General features: G+C 46.7%; 16 protein-coding genes, 1 tRNA gene and 2 pseudogenes. 10 read left to right on the plus strand and 9 right to left on the minus strand.

Going from position 1 to position 24,870, the window contains the following annotated elements:
* Nucleotides 1-208: 208 nt before the first annotated feature.
* Complete coding sequence (locus RID09_RS29360; RefSeq protein ID WP_446339453.1) at nucleotides 209-2,233, minus strand: cellulase family glycosylhydrolase; 2,025 nt, start codon at nucleotides 2,231-2,233, stop codon at nucleotides 209-211.
* Between the two features lie 614 nt (nucleotides 2,234-2,847).
* Here RID09_RS29360 and RID09_RS29365 point away from each other — a divergent pair.
* A complete protein-coding gene (locus RID09_RS29365) occupies nucleotides 2,848-3,741 on the plus strand; it encodes a hypothetical protein (RefSeq protein ID WP_446339454.1) in 894 nt (297 codons plus the stop codon).
* 139 nt (nucleotides 3,742-3,880) lie between these two features.
* Here RID09_RS29365 and RID09_RS29370 read toward each other — a convergent pair whose 3' ends face one another.
* Nucleotides 3,881-4,243, minus strand: coding sequence for a hypothetical protein (locus RID09_RS29370; RefSeq protein WP_446339455.1), 363 nt, complete (start codon nucleotides 4,241-4,243; stop codon nucleotides 3,881-3,883).
* A 453-nt stretch (nucleotides 4,244-4,696) separates the two neighbouring features.
* Between RID09_RS29370 and RID09_RS29375 the strand changes: the two genes are divergently transcribed.
* Nucleotides 4,697-6,715, plus strand: coding sequence for a M48 family metalloprotease (locus RID09_RS29375; protein WP_446339456.1), 2,019 nt, complete (start codon nucleotides 4,697-4,699; stop codon nucleotides 6,713-6,715).
* A gap of 113 nt (nucleotides 6,716-6,828) precedes the next feature.
* On the opposite strand, the gene RID09_RS29380 is transcribed toward RID09_RS29375, so the two are convergent.
* Nucleotides 6,829-7,197 (minus strand): pentapeptide repeat-containing protein, encoded by a 369-nt coding sequence (locus RID09_RS29380; protein WP_446339457.1) that lies wholly within the window; start codon nucleotides 7,195-7,197, stop codon nucleotides 6,829-6,831.
* 184 nt (nucleotides 7,198-7,381) lie between these two features.
* On the opposite strand from RID09_RS29380, the gene RID09_RS29385 reads away from it, so the two are divergent.
* Nucleotides 7,382-7,741, plus strand: a complete 360-nt coding sequence (locus RID09_RS29385; protein WP_446339458.1) for a DUF4342 domain-containing protein — start codon at nucleotides 7,382-7,384, stop codon at nucleotides 7,739-7,741.
* A 187-nt stretch (nucleotides 7,742-7,928) separates the two neighbouring features.
* Here RID09_RS29385 and RID09_RS29390 read toward each other — a convergent pair whose 3' ends face one another.
* Nucleotides 7,929-8,699 carry a hypothetical protein gene (locus RID09_RS29390; protein WP_446339459.1) on the minus strand — a complete coding sequence of 257 codons (771 nt, stop codon included), beginning with the start codon at nucleotides 8,697-8,699 and terminating at the stop codon, nucleotides 7,929-7,931.
* A gap of 703 nt (nucleotides 8,700-9,402) precedes the next feature.
* On the opposite strand from RID09_RS29390, the gene RID09_RS29395 reads away from it, so the two are divergent.
* Nucleotides 9,403-12,567 (plus strand): DEAD/DEAH box helicase, encoded by a 3,165-nt coding sequence (locus RID09_RS29395; protein WP_446339460.1) that lies wholly within the window; start codon nucleotides 9,403-9,405, stop codon nucleotides 12,565-12,567.
* A 217-nt stretch (nucleotides 12,568-12,784) separates the two neighbouring features.
* On the opposite strand, the gene RID09_RS29400 is transcribed toward RID09_RS29395, so the two are convergent.
* Nucleotides 12,785-16,213, minus strand: coding sequence for a DNA methyltransferase (locus tag RID09_RS29400; protein WP_446339461.1), 3,429 nt, complete (start codon nucleotides 16,211-16,213; stop codon nucleotides 12,785-12,787).
* Nucleotides 16,214-16,457: 244 nt separating this feature from the next.
* A complete protein-coding gene (gene crtH / locus RID09_RS29405; RefSeq protein WP_446339462.1) occupies nucleotides 16,458-18,002 on the minus strand; it encodes a carotenoid isomerase in 1,545 nt (514 codons plus the stop codon).
* A gap of 569 nt (nucleotides 18,003-18,571) precedes the next feature.
* Between crtH and upp the strand changes: the two genes are divergently transcribed.
* From upp to RID09_RS29420, 3 genes are all read left to right on the plus strand, one after another.
* Entirely contained in the window at nucleotides 18,572-19,222 is a 651-nt protein-coding gene (gene upp, locus RID09_RS29410; protein WP_446339463.1) for a uracil phosphoribosyltransferase, read from the plus strand.
* Between the two features lie 254 nt (nucleotides 19,223-19,476).
* On the plus strand, nucleotides 19,477-19,812 hold the full coding sequence (locus RID09_RS29415) for a hypothetical protein (RefSeq protein ID WP_446339464.1): 336 nt from the start codon (nucleotides 19,477-19,479) through the stop codon (nucleotides 19,810-19,812).
* 81 nt (nucleotides 19,813-19,893) lie between these two features.
* Nucleotides 19,894-20,157 carry a YggT family protein gene (locus RID09_RS29420; protein WP_446339465.1) on the plus strand — a complete coding sequence of 88 codons (264 nt, stop codon included), beginning with the start codon at nucleotides 19,894-19,896 and terminating at the stop codon, nucleotides 20,155-20,157.
* Nucleotides 20,158-20,192: 35 nt separating this feature from the next.
* Here the strand turns inward: RID09_RS29420 and RID09_RS29425 are convergent, their stop codons facing one another.
* Nucleotides 20,193-20,627 (minus strand): hypothetical protein, encoded by a 435-nt coding sequence (locus RID09_RS29425; RefSeq protein WP_446339466.1) that lies wholly within the window; start codon nucleotides 20,625-20,627, stop codon nucleotides 20,193-20,195.
* Between the two features lie 437 nt (nucleotides 20,628-21,064).
* Nucleotides 21,065-21,840: pseudogene (locus RID09_RS29430) on the minus strand (class I SAM-dependent methyltransferase).
* A gap of 60 nt (nucleotides 21,841-21,900) precedes the next feature.
* Here RID09_RS29430 and RID09_RS29435 point away from each other — a divergent pair.
* Together RID09_RS29435 and RID09_RS29440 are read left to right on the plus strand one after the other, a co-directional pair.
* On the plus strand, nucleotides 21,901-22,893 hold the full coding sequence (locus RID09_RS29435) for a hypothetical protein (RefSeq protein ID WP_446339467.1): 993 nt from the start codon (nucleotides 21,901-21,903) through the stop codon (nucleotides 22,891-22,893).
* Nucleotides 22,894-22,963: 70 nt separating this feature from the next.
* Nucleotides 22,964-23,034, plus strand: a tRNA-Gly gene (locus RID09_RS29440).
* A gap of 91 nt (nucleotides 23,035-23,125) precedes the next feature.
* On the opposite strand, the gene trmFO is transcribed toward RID09_RS29440, so the two are convergent.
* The gene (gene trmFO / locus RID09_RS29445) at nucleotides 23,126-24,484 is read right to left on the minus strand and encodes an FADH(2)-oxidizing methylenetetrahydrofolate--tRNA-(uracil(54)-C(5))-methyltransferase TrmFO (protein ID WP_446339468.1); all 1,359 of its coding nucleotides are present in this window, start codon (nucleotides 24,482-24,484) and stop codon (nucleotides 23,126-23,128) included.
* 146 nt (nucleotides 24,485-24,630) lie between these two features.
* Between trmFO and RID09_RS29450 the strand changes: the two are divergent.
* Nucleotides 24,631-24,870 (plus strand): annotated as a pseudogene (locus tag RID09_RS29450) (RNA-guided endonuclease TnpB family protein); the annotation flags it as partial.

Consider the following 24,870-nt stretch of genomic DNA (forward strand, 5'->3'; position numbering starts at 1 on the left):
GGAGTGTCACCCAGGTGATTATCATTCTCATTCACGTTTTTGTTCTCAATAAGCCTGTCAATAAGCTCTCATCTTTTTGAGGCTTGAGGGGGGAAATGCTTTGCCTGCCAAGCTTTTGAGCTGCTTGTCACCCCTTCAGCATTTTAACATACCCACATAGAGTAGGGACACGACATGTCGTGTCCCTACTTCTTTTATTTATACCCTATTATCGACTCGACGCCACAAGTTGCTGAGGCTGGTAATCGGAACCCTGCTTATTGGCACAAAATCCCAAATCACGCTTTTGTCCCGGTTCAATCACCTGTCCCCAATCCATCGGCGTGACAATATAGTGCGATCCTTTCTGTTGAAAATTCCCATTCCAACTCTGATTAATCGCCGCCTGATTCAGGTTAAATTGCACTTGCCAGTCGCGCACTTTGTTATCCGTAGGATTGATTACCGCTAAACTCATGCAAAATCCCTCTTGCCAATCGGATTGTAGATTAGAGACGACTTTTAATTGGGGTGGAGTGGTGGGAATCCTAACGGCGGGGGAAAACTCAGAGTTAGGGCTAACCGCTACTGCTGAAAGTTGTCGCGGCTGATAATCCGAACCTCGCTTATCAGCGCAAAATCCCAACTCCTGGCTTTCTCCCGGTGCGATCGCGCGTCCCCAGTCTAAGGGTTTTCCGACATACTCTGAACCCTGGGCTTTAAAGTTCCCATTCCACGTCTGACTAATTGTCGCCTGATTCATCTGGAACTGCACTTGCCAATCCTTCACCGCCTGATCTGTGGGATTGCTTACCTCAATACTCAAACAAAACCCATCTTGCCAATCTGATCGCATCGTCGAAGTCACTTTCAATTCAGGTTGACGGGGACGGGGTTTGGGGGTGGGATTAATCCCTATGGACGGACTCGGTTTAATATTAGGAATTAACGCGGTTGCGGGCTTATGGGCAAACCGAGTGGCAATTAGGACTCCTTGCAGTAAGTCTTGCTTCGGTTCCTCCACCGTCAACCAGTCATCTTTGAGCAGTCCTCCCGTATCATCACTATTGGGATTCCAACTCCAGTAGGCAAAACCCAGATTCTCTTTCTGCACAAAATTAATCAGCTTCCGTTGCCAAACGCCTTCCTTGGATTGGGGATCAACTTGTCGTCCGCCAAACTCCCCGATAAAGACCGGCGCGATCCCTTTTCTAGCAATATAATTCCAGCCAATTTCCCAACGACGGGTGAGATTTTGAGGAAAACTCGGTTCAGAAAACCAGGGTTGATCAAAGACACCAGCACCGTATTCATGGGGGGAATACACCACTTTGTTGGCACGGGACAATCGCACTGGGAATCGTTCCACGCCCTCTAAATTGGCGCCCATCCAATGAATGTCTAGTTTTTGACCAGGAACGTTATTTTCCACCCCTTCGACAACAATTAACCAATCCGGGTTTATCTCCAGAATCGCATTCCCAGCGCGTTCCGCCGCCAGTCGCCAATCGGTTTCTAAATCCCCAGTTCCCCAACTGGCGCGACCATGGGGTTCGTTTTTCAGGTCAGCCCCAATCACATTTAATTGATTTTTGTAGCGTCTGGCTAATAGTTTCCAGGTGTCGATCCAGTCTTCCTCTGTGAAGCCATCACCGTACCACAATTCGGGAATCCGTTCGTCGTTGAGTCGGTGCGAGTCCAACAGAATCATTAACCCTTGGCGATCGGCTTCCTGGATAATCATATCCATCACCTCTAGGGGCGATTTTCCTTCCAGTTCGGCATTCGCACCGATACTGTAGTCAATACCCGTCACGTCTTTTGATCTGAGGGATTTTACGGCATAAGGAAGTCGGATCATGTTGTATCCTAATCCTTTAATCTGAGCCAACATATCTTTGTAGTCCCGTTTCCACAAACCGTGGGGCGCGTGCATTTCGGTTTCAATACCAAACCAGTTCACGCCTCGCAGCAGGACGGGCTGACCCGTCGCATCCACGATTTTCGCACCCTCGGTCGAAAGGGGGAAGGTAACGGTAATTACTGGATTATTCGTCGCCGCCACGGGTAAATCAGCCGACCAATCTACGCCCATCACCAGTGACAAGAGGAAGGCTAAGGCGAAACAAATACCTCGGCGCAAGCCCCGGTTTCGCATCCGGTATCTGTTGGTCTGAGTCTGTTGGTCTTGGACAAATGGGGAAACACCCCGAGGCGTGTCTCTACACCGATCTGGGTGGCGTGGTGATGTCAAGAGATTCCACCTCCTGCGTAGAAACAGGGATAGGGTGTGGCTAATGGATAAGAACGGGTCTCGGAAAAATTTATACATAGTGCTGTGGACATCCGAATCAGAAACGGTGATGATTTCAACCTCGGCTTGGCAATTCCTGTAGGTTGCGGTGGACTTTTATTCCGATCGACTCCTCAAACCGATCACTTTCCTGTCTAGTAAACATTCTAGATAAAGTCTAGGGGTTACAGCCAACTGGCTTAAGGTTAAGAACTCAGCCAAAAATTGTGAGAATAGGGTAGAGCTTGGTCGTTTTTGGTTAAGACTGTTGATTAACCTGTCAAGTTTGACCAAAAGTCACGCTCTTATGTTCCATCGTATGAGTAATATTTTCTCTCTTAGAACTTTAATTGTAAAGCTATTATGAATATGTAAAGTCTTTGTAAAAATACGGATTACTTGCCGGATTTTTAATCGAAACTTCATAAAGATATATGGACATATTCTGATACAAAGATTAACCTAAAAATAGAACTCCTTGACGTGCTTCTGCCAATCGGAATTTCTCTCGCCAAATCTTAATAGTAATCAGCAGTAGGACGACTACTGTAAATTGTCACGAGGAACTATACATTATGACGGGTTCTCCACTACAACGATTCGTGCTTATACCAGCGGTTATTTCGGCAGCAGTCTTTGGTGTGTTGACCTTGCCCTTAGCTATCTTTGGAGATCAGCCAGTAACCATTCAACTTCAAGATGAACCGATATTTCATGGGCAGCTCAGAGATCCCGATGTGGCAATGCCTTACCTAGGTTTAGCGGCTGTACTCGCCTTAACCGCAGGAACCTCTAGCATCGCCGTAACAGGTTGGCGTCAGTCTGCCCGTAAATCGGCGGCGGCACAAGCCCAACTCTCCAATTTGGAGCAAAATTTGAAAGAACGAGACCAATTGTTAGAATCTCTCAAAGCTGAAGAATCTCGATTAACCGCCTCTGGCTTAGCTTCCTTTTTGGATGAAGAACTCCAAAGCGAACTCCAGGCGTCTTCACAACACAAGCAGACTCAATCCGAATCAGAACCACCACCCCAACAGAGTCAACCGGAACCCGCCTTGTCATTACCCCAAACGACTAAACCGGAACCTGTACCGACTCCTCAGCCAGAAGTCAAACCAAAACCTGCACCGTCATCCCCTCCCTTTGTGATTAGTACCTCCCTGGTGACGGCACCTTCTGGGAGTTCTGCTCAAGCCACAGTACAATCCGCCGCCGCCAAGTTTGCTTCAGCCCAAACCTACATGGCTTATGCGTCCAAAAAAGCCATGAGCGAACCGCAGAATGTGACCCCTGCGCTCACTCCCTCGGACTTAGAAAAACTTCAAAGTCAATTTAAACAGATTAAGGAGCAAATGGAATTTCTGCACAAGGCAATAGAAGCCCAGCAGGATAAAGCACCCGATGCCTCAGGGACACACCCAACACAACTCCGTGTGATTAAGCATTGGTCTGTGGAAAAAATTTCTTAGCCTTTATTACCCCCTGCAAGAGGCGATTGAAATCGCTGCTACACAAACAAAGTCCGCCTGCGCGGACTAGGTTAGAACGAGGGTAGCATTCCCCGGATTTGGTATAACCCCTTCGCTTCGCTCAAGGGCAGGCTTTGGGCTAGGTTTGATCTTGAAGCTGGTTGGAGAGCATAGAAATAATTTGATCCACTTTCCGGCGATTTTGTTCGCCAATCCATAACGGCAGGACTTGAGTCTCTGCTAATTGTAAGACCAGGGACATAATTTCGCTGTTCGATGCTTCTCCGTGGAGAAGTAAGACTAACATGGCTTGATGTTCGTCTGCCATGCGTTTCGCTTGCGGCAAAATCTCTAAGGACTTAGCCCAGTGGACAGGGAACATCAGGTGAGGCGGTTGATTAGCTCCAATGTCAACGAGGGTTGCCTCTAAAATGGCACAAGTCCCGTCCTCTTTTTCATACCAAGGGCGACTATTTTGGGGAGAAGCTGCTTGTGATTGCATAAGATTGCCCATTGATTGTCTGAATTATTTTTTTCCTATTTAATCAAATTTTTATAAAGATTGTCGAGCTTATCTCAAAAAAATACCGTGGAATTACAGACAGGATAATTTCCGAAGAAATAAAATTAAGTAAATTCCACGAGTTTGATTGGTTAATCCATGGATTTCCTTAAAAATTTAATTGATTAAATATGAGGGCGAGTCGCTGGACTACTGTAGATGGGGCAATCGATTACTGAGGTGACTCGCCCTTAAGCCGATCAAGCGCGATCGCGCTCTTCCTGGGCAAAACCAAAACACAATGGAACCAAGCCTCTTCGCGAGAGTCATCTAGAGGATTAACCCCTCATTCAGCTCGAACTGAGCTACCCTAATTAAACAGGTAGAGCAAACTAGCGCCACTGCCTCATGGCTACAATCAAACCCTAACGAGCAATCCCTGGAGATCGGCTGATGAAACTGCTCTGGAACTCCCTCCTACTCTCCTTAGGCATCCTACTGCCAACTTCGACCTCTATCGTTTTAGCCGAGTCTGCGAAAACTCCTGAATCCATTCGTTCTACTCAAAATCTAACCGTTTTAGATTCCCACAGTGAGCCAACGGTTCAGACGCCAGATCCCCTCCATCACCAGATGTTGATCGGATCGCCTGAACAAGTCGCGGTTGAATACCAATTACCCGCAAACACGGCTGAAACTATTGTCATTCCAGACAGTTTCCCAGCCGCTTCCGCTTCAGTGATCGTCGCTGAGGATTCCTCGGAAACGCCAGAAACTATCGTCATCCCAGATGCTTTGCCGCGTTCAACTCCTTCAGCCCCTGAAGAGGAAACACCACCAGAGTTAAATACTCAATCCCCCTCATCTACAGTTGAAGACTCTACCGAAGTAGAGACAATAGAAACCCCAGAAACCGTCAGCGATGACTCGGCTGATGTAGAAGAGGACACAGAAACCACGGCGGAAGACTCTACCGAAGTAGAGACGACACCAACCTCACAAACCCCCAGCGACGACTCGGCTGATGCAGAAGAAGACACAGAAACCGCAGCCGAAATTCCAGAACTGACACCCGAACAACGGGAACGTCAACAGAAGCTGATTGAAGCCGATCGCCTCTACATGAGCGGTCAATTTACCGCCGCCCAACAGCTTTATCAGGAAGCGAAAGCCTCTTTTGAAACGGAAGCAGCCCCAGACAAACCCACCGCTATTTATCAACCTAGCGAACTCTCACCGGCTGGTGCAGTGTACTGGCGTCAGTCGGAGGAAGGGTTAGAACAGCAGCTAGAAACCAAAACTCTTATCCCCCTCCAGTTTTTAGTCGAACAGCAACCAGAATTTATTCCGGCTCATCTACGCTATGCTCAAGTCCTTAAGGAGTATAACCGTCAAGATGAGGCGATTCAGATATTGGAGCGGGCGACAACCTTATATCCAAATGAGCCGGATTTGATTAAAGCTAAAGTTATCGCCCTAGCCGAGACGAAACGCTGGTTAGAAGCTTCTCTAGCCGCCCGTCAGTTTGCCATGCTTAACTTCAATCATCCCCAAGCGGAGGAGTTTGAGGTGCTAGCGGACGAGAATTTAGAACGGTATCGATCGCGCCTGCGGAGTGAACTGAGGGGAAACGCGATCGCGAATGTGGTTACGGGGGCGTTGGGTTATATTTTTACCGGAAATCTCTTTGGTCCGATTTCGGCAATTGAAACCACCACGTTAATGCTGCGCGGTGAATCAGCCGTGGGTGAAAGCTTCGCCGGAAGGGTACAAAAGCAACTCCCCATGGTTGAAGATGAACAGGTGCTGGAGTATGTGCGGGAAATTGGCAACAAACTCGCGATCGTGGCGGGGCGGGATGAGTTTGAGTATGAGTTTTATGTGGTCATGGATGACCAACTAAATGCTTTTGCTTTACCAGGTGGGAAGGTATTTGTCAATGCTGGCGCGATTCTGAAAACGGAATCTGAGGCGGAGTTGGCGGGGTTATTGGCTCATGAACTGGCTCATGCGGTATTATCCCATGGCTTTCAGTTGGTGACAGAGGGGAATTTGATTGCCAATGTTACCCAGTATATTCCCTTTGGTCGCACCGCCGCGAATTTAATTGTTCTCGACTATAGCCGAGACATGGAACGTCAAGCTGATGCGTTGGGGACAAAGATTTTAGTCGCTAGTGGTTATGCGGCGGATGGACTGCATAATCTAATGATTACTTTAAATGAACAAGACCGCGATCGCCCCTTATTTGCATGGCTCTCCACTCACCCGAATACAGAGGAACGGATTAGCAATATTGAAACCCTAATTGAGCGCAATGGGTACAACCGTTATACCTACGAAGGCGTAGCCCGACATTTGGAAATTCAAGAGCGAGTGGCGCAATTACTTAAGGAATACGAAGCGCAAAAAGAGTGCGAGGAAAATGATGATCAGGAGTGTGAACAGGAGGAGGAAACCTCAGAAGAATAGACGTTTGTTCCCTTCGTTCGTAGTCAGGGCTTTAGCCCTTATTTGGGATAAATGACAAAGGACGGATGGCTCATTATAGCGGTTCTCAAATGGGTGCAATACAATTTGGGGCTTTATTCACACCCTTGCTCAGAGGTTTCACCATCTGGCATAATCACACCGCAAAGGTTAGCCCGTCTAAGGTTTGCATCAGTCAGATTGGTTAATCTCAAATAAGTCCCCCTCAAATCAGCACCTTTGAGATTCGCATCGGTCAAATCTGCCCGTCTCAAATCGGCTTGTGTGAGATCCGCCCCTCTCAAATCCGCATCTCTCAAGTCAGTATCTCTGAGATCAGCGAATTTCAAGTTTGCATCTCTCAACTTCGCCCCTTCCAAGTCACATCGGCGACAGGCTCCAGTTTCCAATAACTGGCGAACCTGATCCGCATTTTCTGCCCGAATGGGAGTCACTAATCCTAATCCAGTCAGAAAAAAAATCATTATCAAAATTTTTGGGTACATATTTTCTTTCCTTGTCAAGTATCTCTAGATGCATTGTGCCAAAATATACGGTATGGATTTCTTTATATTGTCCCGAATCATCGAATCAATTCAATCCAACTGGTTAACTCTCCAGCAACTGAGTTCGCTACCCTGAAAGGTAGTAACATACAAGAGCTTAAGGATGAACGAACCAATTCGCACAGAAGAAAGCTTCGAGGAGATTAACGCTAAAACTGTTCCTCTAGAAAATGAGTTACAGTCTATTGAACCTGAGATTGGTACCACAACCCAAGTCAATGTCGAAGAATTCACCATTAGTGGCGATGACTTAGTGGGCAAAGTGAGGGAACTGATCCATCAGGGTAACATTCGCCGGATTATCGTCAAGAACGAAGAGGAGCAAATCTTAATCGAAATTCCCCTAACCGTTGGCGTCGTGGGTGGAGTCGTTGGTGTGACGTTGTTTCCCGTCATAGCCGCTGTCGGCGCGATTGGGGCGCTCGTTGCTCGTTTGAAACTTGTTATTGAGCGACGAGAGTAGGCAATCCGCGTCGCGTTAAGACTGGTGGGCATTGCCCACCCTACGGTACTATCAAGGTTTCGGCGATCCCAAAATGCCAATTTTCACTGCCAATCGTTTGAAGTGTAGGGGCGGGTTTTACTACTATCATTTATTTTGCACCCATAAGTAACTAAACCCGCCCCGACTTAGTTTCCCCTCTCGCCCATCAGCGCAAGAACTCTGAGGGCAAAAGCGGTTGATTTGTTTGTTCAGTTTTCAAAGGTTGCGGACGCACATTCTTAGGCGCTGGGGATTGTGGTGGAAGTTCATAGCGCTCCTTTCCCCAACCCCAATTCATATCTTCAGGTTTAACCACAGGGGGAGTTTTTCGACCCGTTGGTAGAGGAATCCGTTGGCTTTGAGTGACCTTGACATAAGGCTGACCTTCGTTACTAAAGCGAACCAGTTGACCTTCAAGTTCTGGTGTCTGGATGGTTTGATTTTCTACAGTTGGCAGTTGACCCTGTGGATCAAATAATGCCACAAATGATACATCAGCAGAGGGTTGTAAGGAGTCACCAATGGGTGATTGCTCCAGTTGCCATGCTTCCCGAAAATGTCCATCGGGCGCTACCTGCCATAAATTTAGCGTGGCTTGCCATTTTCCGTCCTCAACCCTGACCACTTGACGATCGAGAATGGAATAAGGGGCATTCGATTCATCGCCATACACCGCCTGATCAGGGAAGCGTAAATCGCGAATTGCGGCTACTGTAATTTGACTTTGATCAGGGAGATTGGTTGTGCCACTTAAGCTGTAGAGTCCAGGACGCCCTCCCGCTTGGGTGTTGAGGGTTAAATTGATCTCTTGTGAGTCTTGAAATGAACAGCTTGTACACCAAAGCAATAGTAAGACTAAAATCGTCCAATTCCGTAAAAAAGATAGGGGGCGCATTTTAAGGGCAGACGGTTGGTAAGATTGACTGAGCATAGTCATTTTTCATTTGTCATTCGTCATTTGTCTTAGGAGCCAAGTATTCCCCTGTAGGGGCGGGTTGAGAGACTCAAACTAGCTTGTCACTAATAACTGAGCAACAAAACCCGCCCTTATTCAATTGTCGAAGCCAAGCCTTCGTCCTGTAGGGGCGTAGATAAGTCATAAATTTTAGGAAGCAAAATGCTTCCACTACCAATAATTTTGCTGGATTGAGATGCTTCCCTAACTAACTACCTCTGGAACAGGATCAGACTTGATCGCTGAACCAATGATATAGTAGTCCTATCGACTGACTATCATAGCAATTTTATGGGCGTACTGTGTAGGGCTGTACAGTAAAATCTTAAATAGGAAATTATTAATAGTTGATTTATCAAAAAATAAATTTATAGATCAATCATATAATCAAGACACAATCGTGTCCCAGCTTTTAGAGTTGGGCAAAAAGTGGCGAGCTGACTCAGTAGATATAACTGATGGTACGAATGAAGACTACAGTTGGCGGCTCAAACGGCGACTGATGAATTGATTAGAAGCTGGGCTTTGTGATCAGGAAATGCAACGCGATCGCGACGCTGTGGTGATTTACTATTGGTGGGATTGAAGGTTAACCCCAGAGTTCCTTGTCCCCTACTGTACAATACAATGATTGAACAAGCGAACGTGATCGGAATAACGCGCTAGCAGAATGGTGGCTTAGAGCATGGCTGATCCAAATTGGGAAACCCAGAAGACGTTTCTCTACCAATTGTTGTTGGTTAGTTTAAACAGCAACAATGATGTATCCGTGGTGCATACAATCCTGGCGGAGAACACAGATAAGCTGAATGAGACGTTTGCCCTTGTACTGCAAGAATGGGCGATCGCGACTTTGGCTGAACTAGACGATTATCACAAGCCGGATATAGCCAGACGCCTACGGGGGATTAGTCAGTTGATTAACCAGTTTCCTGGGGGCGATCGCACGGATAATCTGGAAATTGTCCGCATTGGCTACGAAATTGCCGCTCAGGTTTTTACTCAGACAGATGCTCCCCTGGATTGGGCGCAAAATCATTATGATTTGGGGTTAATTTACCTAGAGCGGAGTAGGGGCGATCGCGCCAGGAACCTACGCCAAGCCATTCAACGATTTGAAGCCACTTTCGCTGTCTACACCTGGGCTGCGTTTCCCGAGCAACGAGCCAAGGTAGAAGTGTATCTGGAACGCGCCTACCAGGAAATTCGACACCATGAGTTGATTGAAGCCAGTCATTCTGCTTTATCCCTAACCCCTCCGTTGTCGGAGTTGGGAACCCTCCAAGTCAGTGAAGCCGAAATAGCCGCAATTCAACCGCCTGCATTTCGTGCGATCGCTCAAAGCCTACTCGACGCAGAAAAGTTAACCGCCTTAGAAATTACCCCCGCTTCCCAGGAGGAGGCGAAACCCTTACCCCTGGATTTGCCCCCAGTTCTCCGCTATGCTTTAATGACCATTGGCATCAACTCTCTGTGGTCTCATCAGTACGCCTCATTACAGGCGTTGCGTCAAGGGGGGGATATTTTACTCTCCACCCCGACAGCCAGTGGCAAAACTCTGGCGTTTCTTCTCCCAATTCTGGAAACCTGTCTGATCAATCCCCACGCCACCGCCCTATTTATTTTTCCCTTGAAGGCGTTGGCGGTGGATCAGTTGCGGCAAATTCACGACATTATTGACAATGTGCCGAAGTTTCAGCGGATTAATGTGGTGATGCTGACGGGAGATGTTCCCATGGCTGAACGGATTAAATTATTGGAACAATCGCCGCAAATTGTTTGTATCACCCCTGATTTACTCCACCATCAACTCTTTAAAGCTTTTAAACCGCAATGGCAATCTTGGCAATGGTTTCTGGCTAATCTCCGTTACTTAGTCATTGATGAAGCCCATACTTATCGCGGTAGTTTTGGCGCCCACTTTGCCAATTTAATGCGACGGTTGCGGTTAGCGATCGATCAAAGTGGGGGAGATTCCACTCGATTACAACATATCTTTGCCACGGCGACGATTGGCAATCCCGGCGAATTAGCAGAAACATTTAGTGGAAGACAGGGAAATCTATACCTCATAGAAAACAGTGGTGCAGCAACGGCGGCGCGGACAACTCTCTGTTTAGCCCCATCTAAGTATGCCAATATTGAGTCTTGTGCGATTGTCCTATCTTGGTTAGATCAAGGACTCAAGGGGATCGTTTTTTGTAATAGTCGCATTTCTCTAAAATCTCTATTAAATCAGATCCAAGAAAATCTAGAACAACGGGGACAAGGCTATCTCAAATCCCAGGTTAGGATATTCTACGGTTCGCTGAAGCCCCATCATCGTCGCCAAATTATCCAGCAATTGAGTGCAGGAGAAATTAGCGTTATTCTGGCAACGTCAGCCTTAGAAGCAGGGATTGATATTCCGGAACTGGATTGTTGCTTACTGCGCGGTTATCCCGGTTCACTCATGCAGTTACGTCAACGTCAAGGAAGGGCGGGGCGGAAAAGCCCAGGTTTAGTTATTTTTCTGCCCATTGCTCAAAACGCCTTGGATTATTTTTATGGGAATAACCCGGATTTATTGCTAAGGGGTGAGGTGGAAAGTGCGGTATGTAATCCGGACTATCAAGTCTTCCTCAAACAGCATTTACTCTGTGGGGCTTGTGAGAGTGGTATTCCTTTGGAGAAATTTCATCAGTATTTTAGTCAGCCAGCCGCAGACATTGCCATTCAGTTGATAAATCAAAAGCAGTTATCCCTCTCTCGCAACCAGCACTTGTGGACGAAACCTTACCCTCATAAAGAGGTACAAATGCGAGGAACTAACCATTGGACGGTGACATTAGTAGATCAAGATACGGGGGAAGAATTTGAAGAATTGGATGAAAAGCACGCCCAACGAGAAGTGTTTCCCCAGGCAATTTATCAGCATCAGTCGTCCTGGGGTGAGCGGGTTTGGTATTCTTGTCAAAACCTTGATTTGCAGAACCAAAAGGCAATTTTAAAACCTCTAGACAAAGATCCTAAGCAGTTAACTCGTGCGGAGCAAGAAACCGAGATTGAACTTAAATCTCACTTAGCCGAACCGAAGATTCTGGAGACAATAATTCCGGAAGGACGAATACGCTTAATTCTGGGTTGGGGAGAAATTACTGATTATGTTACTGGATATACACTCTACAGTCTAGAATACGACAAAACCTGCAAAAATTTCCAATGTCGGCAATATCATAAGCCAGTTAAAGAAGCTCAATGTCCAGACTGTCGGCGCAAGACGCGGTTTGCTGAAATCCAGAAACGGATTAAAACGGTGAATTTTGAGGAGCCTTATTTAACCCGACTTGAAGCACCTGTACTGCAAATCGAAGTTAACCAACCTATTAAAGACTATTTGACTCAACAGGTTAAAGGCGTGAAACAAAAAGTGATTCAGCAGTATGGGGAAGATATTCCTAGTGACTATAAATGTCTTTGGTTTTGTCCGCCAGAACAGATTGCGTTACATTCTCTCACTCATCAAATTAATTTAGCTGTACCCTTGTTAATTCTGAGCGAGACTCAGGAGGTGAATAGTCTAATCGTTAACAAACCCAACCGTCAGCAAACCTTACCCACAATTGGGTATTGGTTTGATACAACACCAGGGGGAAATGGGGTATCTGAGGCTATTTTTCATCGCTTCTGGGACTTTGCGTTCAAAGCAAAGGTGTTAGCCGAAGGGTGTGACTGCGATGAGGGTTGTCCTCGCTGTTTGATGCAGCACAGTTGTCCTGAGAGTAACGTGGCGTTGAATAAGAGTTTGGGGCTTTCATTATTGGATATGATCACCCAGGTGGAGACGTTACCTTTGGCTTCTGGAAGTTAGGATAAAAAGCTTTTTTGTTGATGTTATCTGCTTTTCCGTCTATTTTTGATGGGTGTTGGAAGCTCGCATTACACTATCCTCAAATTTTGCTTGGCGATTGGAAATCGCAGCTACACAAACAAAACCCGCCTGCGCGGGTTCAAATCTTTTATTTTCTGTTAGTCCGCGTAGGCGGACTGGGGTTGTATAGCCCCAGAATTCTATTCTGAGGGCATTCTCACGCCACCTGCTGTATCTGAGCAAACTGCCATCGCGTGACACCACCTTCCTCACGGCTAATCAGAATGCCGAACCACTCCAAACGCTCTAAATTTTCTGCAATTGCTTTCTTCTGTCGCTGTCCACCTTTGAATTGAGCGGCAATTTGTTCAATAGTCCACTCGCCACTATTAGAGAGTAACAAATCGCGAATTGCTGCCAGTTGCTCTTTGGGTTTCTTGGGTAAGGTTTTCTGTGCTGCTGGGGTAACTTTTACTTCTTCGGGTTCAATGATACCAGCAATCACCTGTTGCCTTCCGACTTCATCGGGGGCTTGGTATTCTGGACGCAGCCAGCGAATTAATCCGTTGCGTTCTTCTTCGGCGCGTTCGGCGTTGAGGGCGACTAATCGCTCTAAAATCTCTTCATCGCTAATATCATGATGCCATCCGTAGGCATCTAAAACGGCAGCATCGAGTTCATCGTGGATTTGTTTGAGGGTGGAAACTAAGGCTTTATTATTATATTCTCGGTCTTTGTCGGTGAAGGGTTGACCTGTGCGGAGTTTTTCTAATAGGTTGTACATTCCGGTGATGGTGACATCGGGATGTTGGACTTGGACTTGCTTGCGATGGGCGTCTAAGCGTTCGCCTAAGTCACGGATGTTCTGTTTTTGTACAGGGGTGGGGTCAGGGAAGGGGAAGCGATAGAAACAAAGAATATGATTATATACAGGTCTATCTTCCAAAGTAGAGCCTTGTGCCATTGCCCATACAAAATGTACCTGACTTGAAAGCACTCCTAGAAAATAAGCATCCTCTAAAAATATCATCACAATGCCACTTTCAGCCATTACCTCAGAGGATAAGAACCGAAAAACTCTATGTTTAGCTGTCCGAGTTGTAGCAATATACCTGTTTAATCCTTGGATACCATTGCGAATACTGGCGTTAGAACGTCTATATCGCCACCACTCACGCCGAAGTTTTGGATCGTTATTGATGTCTCGCTCAGGTTTAACTTTGTTCAGTAGCCATTGATAAGTTCTAGTAAATTGCAATGATAGTTGTGCCTCAGATAAATGATTAACGTCAATGGCATATCGGGTTTCAGGTATTTGTGAAAAATCCCTACCTGTAAGAAATGGATGTACGACATCTTGATCAATATTTGTTTTTTTGGGTTCAGAAATTAAAAATCCTGAATTACCTAATTCAAAACCTTTAGATGCAAGTTCTTTATGGCTTGATAGCGATTGAGATTTAGTTACATCTGCACCAGCTTGGAGATTACTAAAAATCCGTCCAACATTCTGCGATCGCACTTCAACGTGTTCTGCTACTTCTTCGGGTGTCTTGCCTTCATCCTCAACCACTACAGCCCCCAACTGAGAGGTTTTCACCGACTTTTTCGGATCATCCAACTCAGCCGCCGTCATCGCAATTCTAACCGCCGCCCCTCCATCCACCCAAGGGTGATCCGGAATCGCAAAGATCAGCCGAATAGATTTCTTTTGCTTAACGTGAAAATCGATAACTTTTCGCTGACGAACCTGGCGAATACTATTCGTAGTAATTAACCCAAATCGCTGCACCTTACCCGCCCGAACTAACTCAGCGGCTTTGTGCCACCAATACATCACATAATCAACTGTATCTGGCACATCTTTATAAACCTTGCGTAGCGTTTCCGCGTAGCCATCCCCTAATATTTCCCGCATTCGCGCATTACCAATAAACGGGGGATTGGAAACAATATAATCCGCATCTTGCCACTCAGCCGGACGGGGATTAATATAACAATAAATCGGAATTTGATCCGTTGGGTCTGGTACATCCTCCCCTGTAACCGGATGCTTCATCATCCGCCCACCCCAACGAGTACGCGGCTGCTTTGTTTCTGGGTCAATATCCGGTTCTTTTCCATCGCAAGCCAACACCGCATCCCGATATTCAATATTATGGAACTTCTGTAAAATCGGTTCTGGGGGCGCTGCTGTACCAAAGCGCTTGAAGTGCCATTGTAGATACCCAATCCAGATTACCAGTTCTGCGATCGCGGCGGCTCTTGGATTAATCTCTATCCCCAAAAACTGAGAAGGGTTAACTTGCTCTAAACCCAACTGTACCTCACCCACAACATCCACCAGTCGAGTCACCACCTCAGTTTCCAAACCTTTGAGCAAATCCAGCGTCACATAGAGGAAATTTCCTGACCCACAAGCCGGGTCTAGTATCCGAATCGACCGCAATTCTGCTAAAAATTCCTCAATTTCTGCTGCTGCTTTTTTCTTCTGTGCTGCTGTTGGTTCAAGCTGTCCTTCTTTAAGTTTCAAGAGTCGTTTGAGTTCCGGTTCAATCTCCAACTCCCAACGCTGTCGCAACGGTTCAATTACCACCGGACGCACCAACCTCTCTACATACGACCTCGGCGTGTAATGCGCCCCTAAACGACTGCGTTCTTTCGGGTCTAATGCCCGTTCCAATAACGTCCCAAAAATTGCAGGTTCTACCTGACTCCAATCTTTTTCTGCGGCTTGAAATAATACTTCTAATTGTTTCTTGGGTAGCTCAAATGCCGTAGCATTGTCAAAGAAACTACCATTAAATTGGAGAATTTTTTCAAAGCCAAAGTTTCCTCCAGTATTCATCGTCTGCCAGAGGACTTCAATTTCTGGCTTGAACGTTGAAGGATTATCAATCCAGCGATCTTTCAGCGCCTTTGTAAAGACTTCCCCCTTCAGTAACTTTACATCCTCGGCAAACATCGTAAAAATGCAGCGCATGAGGAAATTAGCTACCATTTGAGCGTCTTGCTTTTGACCTTCCAACCACTTCGCCAGCTTCGCCAAATCCTCTGCCACTTCCCGCGTTACTCTTGCCCGATATTTTTCTGGATTCAGCGCTTGCGGGTCTGTAAAAATTAATACAAAACGCTGGAAAACCTCTGGTTTTAATAAGTCCTCTAATTCAATCCGTTCTCTCGCACCATAGCCGCCATAGTTCCCACTAAATCCAGTCCACACCTCAAAGTGAGAACCAATATCACAGGTAATAAGAAAAGGAGGTTTTGAAGGCAAAAAAGGCGTATAAGATCGAGCTTGAAAAAATGCCTTTTCCATCGCCTTGCGGTAAGTCTCAGTCCCTCGCTTCGCCGTGCCTTTGCCAGAAGTTTCGCCTCCCTGCTTCGCTTCGATTAAAAAATGCCCCTCTTTGTAGAAGTCAGAAAAACGAGTAGTGACATCTCGGTCAGAATGGAAGAATTTAACTTCTTTATCAAAACAATAAGGATCGCCAGGAATATTTCCCTTTGGTGGGGGATTATCTACACCTAGCGCCGTGCATAAATCCTGGAAGAATGATTGGTAGTTTGCTCTCTCATTACCTTGAGAGCCTTTCCATTTTTTGAGAAAATTTTCGACTCGCTGCAAACGTTTTACCTGTGTCATATCATATCCGGTTAAATACTTACACGTTGGTGGAAACAAAGCAGATGCTAGATCACAAGGAGTAAGATTGCAAGGAGAAAGGAAATGATAACTGTTTAGACAGACTTGATTTCACGTCGCCATCCTGGATGCTTGCGGTAGCTATAACCCACCAAAACCTTGAGCAATGGTGCGTTACGCTTTCGCTAACGCACCCTACAATTCGCCTACAACTTTATGGTTAAAAATGATGCAAAATCTGAGCTTACAATCCCAAATCTACCGCCACCCGATGGGCGCAAGCAAACCCAGAAAACGCCACCGCATTCAACCCTTGTCCCGGAAATGTACTATCCCCCACACAATATAATCCTGGAATCGCCGTCCGATTAAACGGCATTCCCAATAACCCCCTTAACTTGCGGCGCGGAATCGGTCCATAGGTGCCATCCTCACGCCCCAAAAACCGCCGATGACTGCGGGCGGTTCCCACTTCCATATAATCCAATCCCGCATCTAAACCAGGAAAAATTGCCTCCAATCGTTCAATAATTTGCCCCGCCGCTTCTTCCTTTTTATCCTCATACTCCTTAGCCGATAATCCCTGCCAATCCTCCATCCAACTGGGCGTAAAGGTATGCATAATATGATACCCTTTCGGTGCTAATTCCGGGTCAAGTAATGTGGGAATAGAAACAAAAATAGTTCCCTCAGCTTCCTCCATCTTGTCCCATTCTTCCAATAAAATATGGTGACATTCTGTACCGAGCGGGAAAACCTTTTCCTCAACCCCTAAATGCAAACTCAAAAAACTGGGTGATTTCTGATACCGCTGCTGCCACTTTTTCTCACCTGTAGGTATCTGTTCTGAGGGCAGTAATTTCTCAAACGTATCCCAGCGCGTCGCATTAGAAACCACTCGCTTTGCCCGATACTCTTCCCCAGTGGCTAACCGCACACCCACAGCTTTGCCCTTTTCGGTTAAAATTTCGCTGACCCTTGCTGAATAGCGAATCTGTCCCCCAGCTTTTTCCAATCCATCAACCAATTTCTGGGCAATTTCACCCACACCCCCTTTGGGATAATTAATTCCCCCATAATGGCGGTCAGAAAACACCATCCCCGCATTAATCATGGGTGTCTTATCAGCAGGTACGACTGACCAACAGTAACATTCCATATCAATAAACTGGAGTAACTGAGGGTCATGAATATAGCGACGGGCAATATCTCCAGCATTCTGGGGCAAATATTTCACCAATCCTAAACAAGCCAAAGGATGCTGAAAAAACACCCGCATCAGATAGCGAGGTTCTTCTAAAGACAGCAAATCCATCGCGTTGAGACAATTAAATACCTTCCAGCATTCATCATAAAATTGACGAATTCCCCGTCGTTCATGGGGAAATTTTTCCGTCAATTCTTGTAAGAATTTCTCATACTCTCGATGAACCTTCAGTTCTAATCCTTCGGGTAAATGGTAGTGAATCTGAACCTCATCGGGAATCGTTTCTACACCAACATTTACCGCGTCTAAGGCTTTGGTCAATAGATTCGTGGTTCCTTCAGTACCCAAACCAAAAATCATCGACGCGCCAACATCGAATCGATAGCCCTCGCGTTCAAAGTATCCAGCACTACCACCCGGAATCAGATAGCGTTCCAGTACCAGCACCTTAGCACCCTTAGCCGCTAGCTGAGTCGCCGTCACGAGTCCGCCAATACCAGAACCAATGACGATGACATCAAATACAGAGGTTTCGTTGAGAGCGTGATCCGTTGATGAGGGAGATTGAGAAGCAATAGCCATGAATTATGAGACGAGAGAGGTCTTTTACAAATTCGAGTTTAACTTTTCTCTATTCTCCCTTCCAGATGTGCCATGACAGACGTACCATGCTACGCAATACTGCTTGGCTAAGCTCTCATTTAATTTTTTCTTACCCATCTCCCCCATCTTCCCCATCTCCCTCATCCCCCCCATCTCCCCCATCTTCCTCATCTCCCCCTGTTCCTGATAACTGATAACTGCTCACTGATAACTGATAACTGCTCACTGATAACTGCTCACTGATAACTGATAACTGATAACTGATAACTGATAACTGATAACTCCCCCATCCCTCCGCACCCCCGCAAAAAAAAGAGGGTGGTTCAGGCTGCTACCGCTTGCCCGTCCCACCTACCAATCCTTAATGAGAGGAGAACACTGAGGACTACTATATCCTTGTTGAAAATAAATGTCAACACTAATGCAAAGGATTAGCAATAAACTAGGAAATTCACCATTTAGTCCAGATACCATCTCGGCAGTCGGGAAAAAAAAGCATTATCATGATTCAGTTTAGGTATTCCTTTGTCGTTATCGGTTAATTTACTATGGCTTTGCAATTACGTGTTTATGTTCCCCCTCACCCCCTAATCAAGCACTGGCTTGGCGTTGCCCGTGATGCGGCGACACCATCCCCTTTATTCAAAAGTGCGATGACGGAGTTAGGGCGCTGGCTCACCTATGAAGCGATTCGAGATTGGCTACCCACGGAAGATTTAATGGTTCAGACGCCCCTAGCCCCTTGTCCAGCCACAATGGTGAATCCAGAGACTCCTTTAGTAGTCGTGCCGATTTTACGGGCGGGATTAGCCTTATTAGAAGGGGCGCAAACCTTGTTACCCTTGGCATCCATTTACCATCTGGGCATGGTGCGCGATGAAGAAACCTTAGAAGCCAACTGTTATTTAAATAAATTGCCCCAACAATTTGCTCCGGGTACACGTATCTTAATTACCGAACCCATGCTAGCAACAGGGGGTACAATGATGTCCGCGATCGCAGAACTGACCAAGCGAGGTGCAGATCCAGGATTTATCCGAATTATCAGCGTTGTCGCCGCCCCACCCGCCTTGCAAAAGTTAGGAGGCGATTATCCCTCCTTAACCATCTACACCGCTACAATTGACGAAGAATTAAGCCAGCAAGGATTTATAGTGCCAGGATTAGGGGATGCAGGCGATCGCGCCTTTGGCACATGATGACAGGGGGGAGTGTTGAGTGTTGACCCTTCGCTGCGATCGAGGGAAGCGGCTTTTGAGTGCCTAGGGGCAGGTTTAGGGACTTTCTGCTTGGCTATTAATGGTAATGTTTGTACAAAACCCGCCCTAACCTAAAACCCGCCTCGTAGAGAACGGGTGGGAAACTTCTACCGTGAAGATATGGCATCCGTGTCAGCCAACCGTTAATCTGGAAAAGCAGTTGCGTTTTTTATTTCAAGGGTACGAAAGGAAAAATGAGTCAGCGCGATGGTTTTACAGGCGGACTTCTCGCGGGAATCGCCATAGGGGGATTAGTCGGTGGCGTTATCGGAGCCATACTAGCGGGACAACGCAATAGTAGCAATGAAGATGCCGATCAGTCTTTACTCAAGTCCCGCCTATCCGAGAAGAAAGCCATGAAGGGCAAAAAGTCTCAACTCAACTCCGAGGAGAGCATTGAAGCGGCGCGTCGCAGTTTAGAAGACAAAATTGCCCAGCTTAATACAGCAATTGATGATGTACGCCAGCAATTAGGTCCAGTGAATGGGAGTACAGAACTCACCGACAGGGAAGGTTCCCTCGATTCCTGAGCCGGAATTGAGGGATATCCGTTAAACTGACTAGAAAGACACTATCTGCCCTCTAAACTTACTAAGGAAGCGAATAAATTCATGAGTGCTACAGAACTGCTAACCGACAGCCTCGCCAATTTCCTCAATATCTATTTACTGTTGATATTTGTCCGCATTCTGTTAACCTGGTTCCCCACCGTTGAGTGGATGAACCGAGTGGCTGAATTGCTCAGTCCAATTACTGACCCTTACCTGAATATTTTCCGCTCCTTTATTCCGCCGATTGGAGGTTTGGACTTATCTCCTCTTTTGGCGATTATTGTCCTGCAACTTATCGCCGGACTGTTTGGAGGCATGGCATAGTCTTGGGTTAAATATCCATGAAAGTCAACAGGCTTTTAGCGGCGGACTTTGCCCGTAAAACCGGAGGCTTTGAATTGTTCAAGCTGCAATGGGGTTGGCTGATTAGCCGAAACCGTAATTCGCACTTCAAAATCACTAACGCCCGGTGGGACTTCATCAATGGCACCCAGCCGGGTACGATTTTGAAAGACGGGATTATGATTGGCATCGTAGATCCGACCAAAAATGTCAGCGTTGATCACGGGTTTACCTGACTTGTTGATGGCTTTGCCTGTAATGATGTAGCAATTGGCAGCTTGGAGGGAACCGGGCGTGACCAACCCTTCGGAAAACTTAGAGGGACATTCTTGGTAAGACAGATCAGACAGTTCAACCTGAACGAAGGCAAACGCAGCAGGGGCAATGACCCCACTGATTAGCCAAAAAAGACAAGCAACTGTAACGGTAGTAAACCAACTTTGAACTCGCATAACCGATAGTAATAATTATCTTAACTGAGTGATTCCATACCTCAGCATAGCGCGAATCCAGCCGCCAACCGTGCGTATTGTGCGCTTTGATCATGGCATGGAGTACGAGATTCAGGGGATTTATGAATGGAATTCGGTATAACTGGCGTTAGATTAAGTGACATACCCAGCGCCGCCTGAAGGGACGGCGCAAGGTGGCAAGGGCAAGGTAGAAGGACATGATAACTGTTTAGACGGACATAATAAGATTCAGCTATTTGTCCAAAATAGAACAATGATGATAGCAAAACACGCCGCTAGCAAAAAGAAGAAGACGGTTGGGTTAAATGGGTGATTTGGATCAACTGAAATTACAGTTCTTCTGCCACGGTAAGACGGCTGTAGAGACCCTTGGACTCTAATCTCATAAATACTGAACTGAATGCTGGAATCATTCATTAACTGGCAGATTCTATCGGCTTCTGGAATAGCATCAAATGCTGCTGGGGCAAGAATTTTTTGGTTTCCAGCCACTGTAACCCCACCGCGTTCATTTCTTTACGCGCTTGTCTCTGAGTCATTTTATGTAGTGCTTTAATCGGAATCAAGGGATTTTCCCGGCGATATTCCACCAGTACAACTCGTCCACCGGGTTTAAGCGATCGCACGATTCCACTCATCATTTCTCTAGGATAAGCGAATTCGTGATAAGCATCGACCATCAAGGCTAAATCAACGGTTTCTTGGGGTAAATTTGGGTCAGTGGTACTCCCCAAGATTGGCTCAACATTGGTCACATTGTTCTCCCTTTTCAGGAATTCGATCATATCCAGCATCTCCGGCTGAATATCCACCGCCAGCACCTTACCCTGAGGGACAAGGGGACTGATGCGAAAACTAAAATAACCTGTACCTGCACCAATATCTGCCACAATATCCGTGGGTTTCAGGTTCAACGCTTCAATCACCTGCTGTGGCTGTTCTCTCGTCTGGCGGCTGGGTCGGGTCGTTCTAACCAGAGGGCTTCTGTATGTCCCATGACTTTGGCAATCTCTCGACCTTTATAGAATTTACCAATACCATCGGCGCTGTGAACGGGTCGATAATGATAGATAGTGTCCGATTCTGCTGCAGCTGTGGGTAAGGTAATTCTCCACCCACTGACAATTAGTCCGAACAGGAGAACACTGGCAATGATAATAATCTTGAACCTAGGCAAGGGATAATTCTTCATCGGTTACTACTGTCATTGGGCGATCGCGTAAAGAAAGCTAAGACTTGATCCAGATGATCAGTGGCTATTTGGCACTATGGAATTAAATTATCTCAACCTGATGTAATGACACAACCAACACTAAACCAACCTCAGATACCCCAACGTAGTCACACTGACCCACCGGCGCTATGGAGAACAGTTATTATAAGTTCTGTGGCGATTCATCTGCTTGGCGTGGGGTTGCTGCGTCTGGCGCTGTTGGGACGCTTTCAGGACTGGCGGTTGAGTCAACAACTGATTCCCATTGAGGTGATTGCCCTCGCCTCAAATGCTACCATGCCAACTCCAGCGACTCAATCTCCCCCTTCTCCGGTTACTCAAAAAACACCAGGAAAGAGTCGTAAAATTCAAGCCGAGTCAGAACAACCGACAAATCGTCCGAATCAGGCGATCGCAAACACCACTCAGCAAACTCCTAACCCTTCACCTACAAAGGTTTCCTCGCCCAACTCACCGAACCAAACCCCGAACCCATCGCCAACGTCCACCCCATCTGAAGGGACGGGAAAAACCCAGTCTCCTGAGCCATCAGAGGAACTCCTAAACCCGACTACGCCTAGTCCTTCTTCTCCCCCATCGCCAGAGGAACCAACAAAACCCACGTCACCCGGAAATCAGTCCGGCGGGGGTTTCATTGTCTCTATTAATGGACTCATACCCGTGCGTCAGGGTGGTGGTTCTAATATCGATCCGCAACGCAATCCGGGCGACCAATTTGCCAAAATCCTGAAAATGAGCCAACCCCTCTCGGTGGATGAACTCACATCCTTAGGCATTACTCTGGAGCAACCTGTGGTTATCGAGGTTCTCGTTTTGATCACGGATATGGGCAAAGCAGAAGTTCTACCTGATCAGACCCTAGTGCCACAAGGAACCCTCAGTCAAGAGCAAGCCACGAAACTCGCCCAGGAGATTATTGCCGATTGGAGGTTTTCACCAACGTACATGGCGAATAGCCCTGTGTACGGGTTGTACTTCCTGACCCTGGAAATTAATCCCCCGGTGAATTGAGCCGATGATTTTGGTGAAAACTTGCCAAAATTGTGCTATCGTGGTTTATACTAGAAAAGTTATAGCGTCTGCGGGCATAGTTTAGTGGTAAAACCTCAGCCTTCCAAGCTGATGATGCGAGTTCGATTCTCGCTGCCCGCTTCTTAACTTATCCGGCGAAAAGTCCTACGCTGTACCTGTAGGGTCAGCGATCTTGATGAATCTCCCCTAAAAGTGCGGGGATTGTCAAGACTCAAGCCGCAGATACCTGCAATTTATGCTGCCAACTCTGCAAATCAGCTAAAGCGCGATCGCGATACGCCCCATACCGCTCTTTTTTCCCTTTAATCCGTACTTCTAGGGTTGGTAAAATGCCAAAATTAGGTGGCATGGGTTGAAAGTGTTTCGGTGATGCTGAACTAATAAACTCAAATAACGCCCCCATCATCGTCGTTGGTGGTAGCGTAATCTGTTCTAACCCTAACACCAACCGCGCTGCATTTGTCCCAGCTAACCAACCTCCAGCCGATGCGGCTGTATACCCTTCCGTTCCCACCAACTGACCCGCCGCTAACCTTGTCGGACAGCTTTTAAACTGTAGCGTTGGATACAGCAATTCTGGCGAATTAATAAACGTATTGCGGTGCATCACTCCCATCCGCACAAACTCGGCATTTTCCAACCCTGGAATTAACCGAAAGACTCGCTTCTGTTCGCCCCAACGTAGATTTGTCTGAAACCCAACCATGTTCCACAACTGACCCGCCTTATCTTCTTGGCGCAACTGTACTACCGCATAAGGACGCTTATGCTGATTTTCTGTGGCGCGAAAGTCTCCCTGACGGCTATCAAACAATCCCACAGGCTTCAGGGGACCATAGCGCATCGTATCTTCTCCCCGCCGCGCCATTTCTTCAATCGGCAGACAACCCTCAAAAAACTTTGCCGTTTCTTGCTCAAAATCCTTCAATTCCGCTTTTTCAGCCTGACACAATTCTTGCCAAAACCTTAAATATTGCTCCCGATTCATGGGACAATTCAGATAGGCTGCCTCTCCCTTGTCATATCTGGACGCCATAAAAGCGATGTCTTGGTTAATCGACTCCCCGACGATAATTGGCGATGCCGCATCAAAGAAACTGAAATAATCCATCCCCGTGAAACGCTGCAAGTCTTCAGCTAAGGCTGGACTTGTCAATGGACCCGTTGTCAGCACCACAACACCTTCTGGAGGAATTTGCGGCACTTCCCCCCGCCTTAACTCAATCAGAGGATGACTAGCAAGGGTTTCGGTCAAATCGTGGCTAAATACCGCCCTATCCACCGCCAACGCCCCCCCAGCCGATACCGCATGGTTATCCGCTTTACCGATAACAATAGAACCCAGACGGCGTAACTCTTCATGCAACAACCCCGCCGCGCGATCGCTCGATAGCGCCCCAAAGGAATTACTACATACCAATTCCGCTAATTCTCCGGTATGATGGGCAGGACTCATCCGCACCGGACGCATTTCATGGAGTACCACGGGCACTCCCGCTTTGGCAATCTGCCACGCGGCTTCCGTACCCGCTAATCCACCACCAATTACCTGAATTGTCTGTTGTTCCATGTCTTACAGAAGGGCGAAGGTGAAAGCCCTCGTGATTCATCCGAGGGATGAAACCGAGCATTCCTTAAATAGCCGAATTAATTCGGCTATTTTGGTTGGATATTGGCTTAATATTAAGTATAATATAAGCTAGGAGGTGATGCCAGTTGTATGGATGTCAGCAGGTATTATTAAAGCCAGATTATGAGGAAACGGCTATTTTAGATTTTATCTGTTCTGAGGCAAACAAATTAACGAACTGCGGCATATATTATGCGCGGCAATTGTGGTTCAAGCGACGGTATTTAATTGGCAAGTATGACCTAGAAAAAGAGTATAAAAGCCATAAGCATTTCCAGGTATTGCATTCTCAAGCTGCCCAACAGGTATTGAGGTCAGTCAGTGAA

The sequence above is a fragment of the Coleofasciculus sp. G1-WW12-02 genome (assembly GCF_040219735.1).
Lineage (GTDB): Bacteria > Cyanobacteriota > Cyanobacteriia > Cyanobacteriales > Coleofasciculaceae > Coleofasciculus.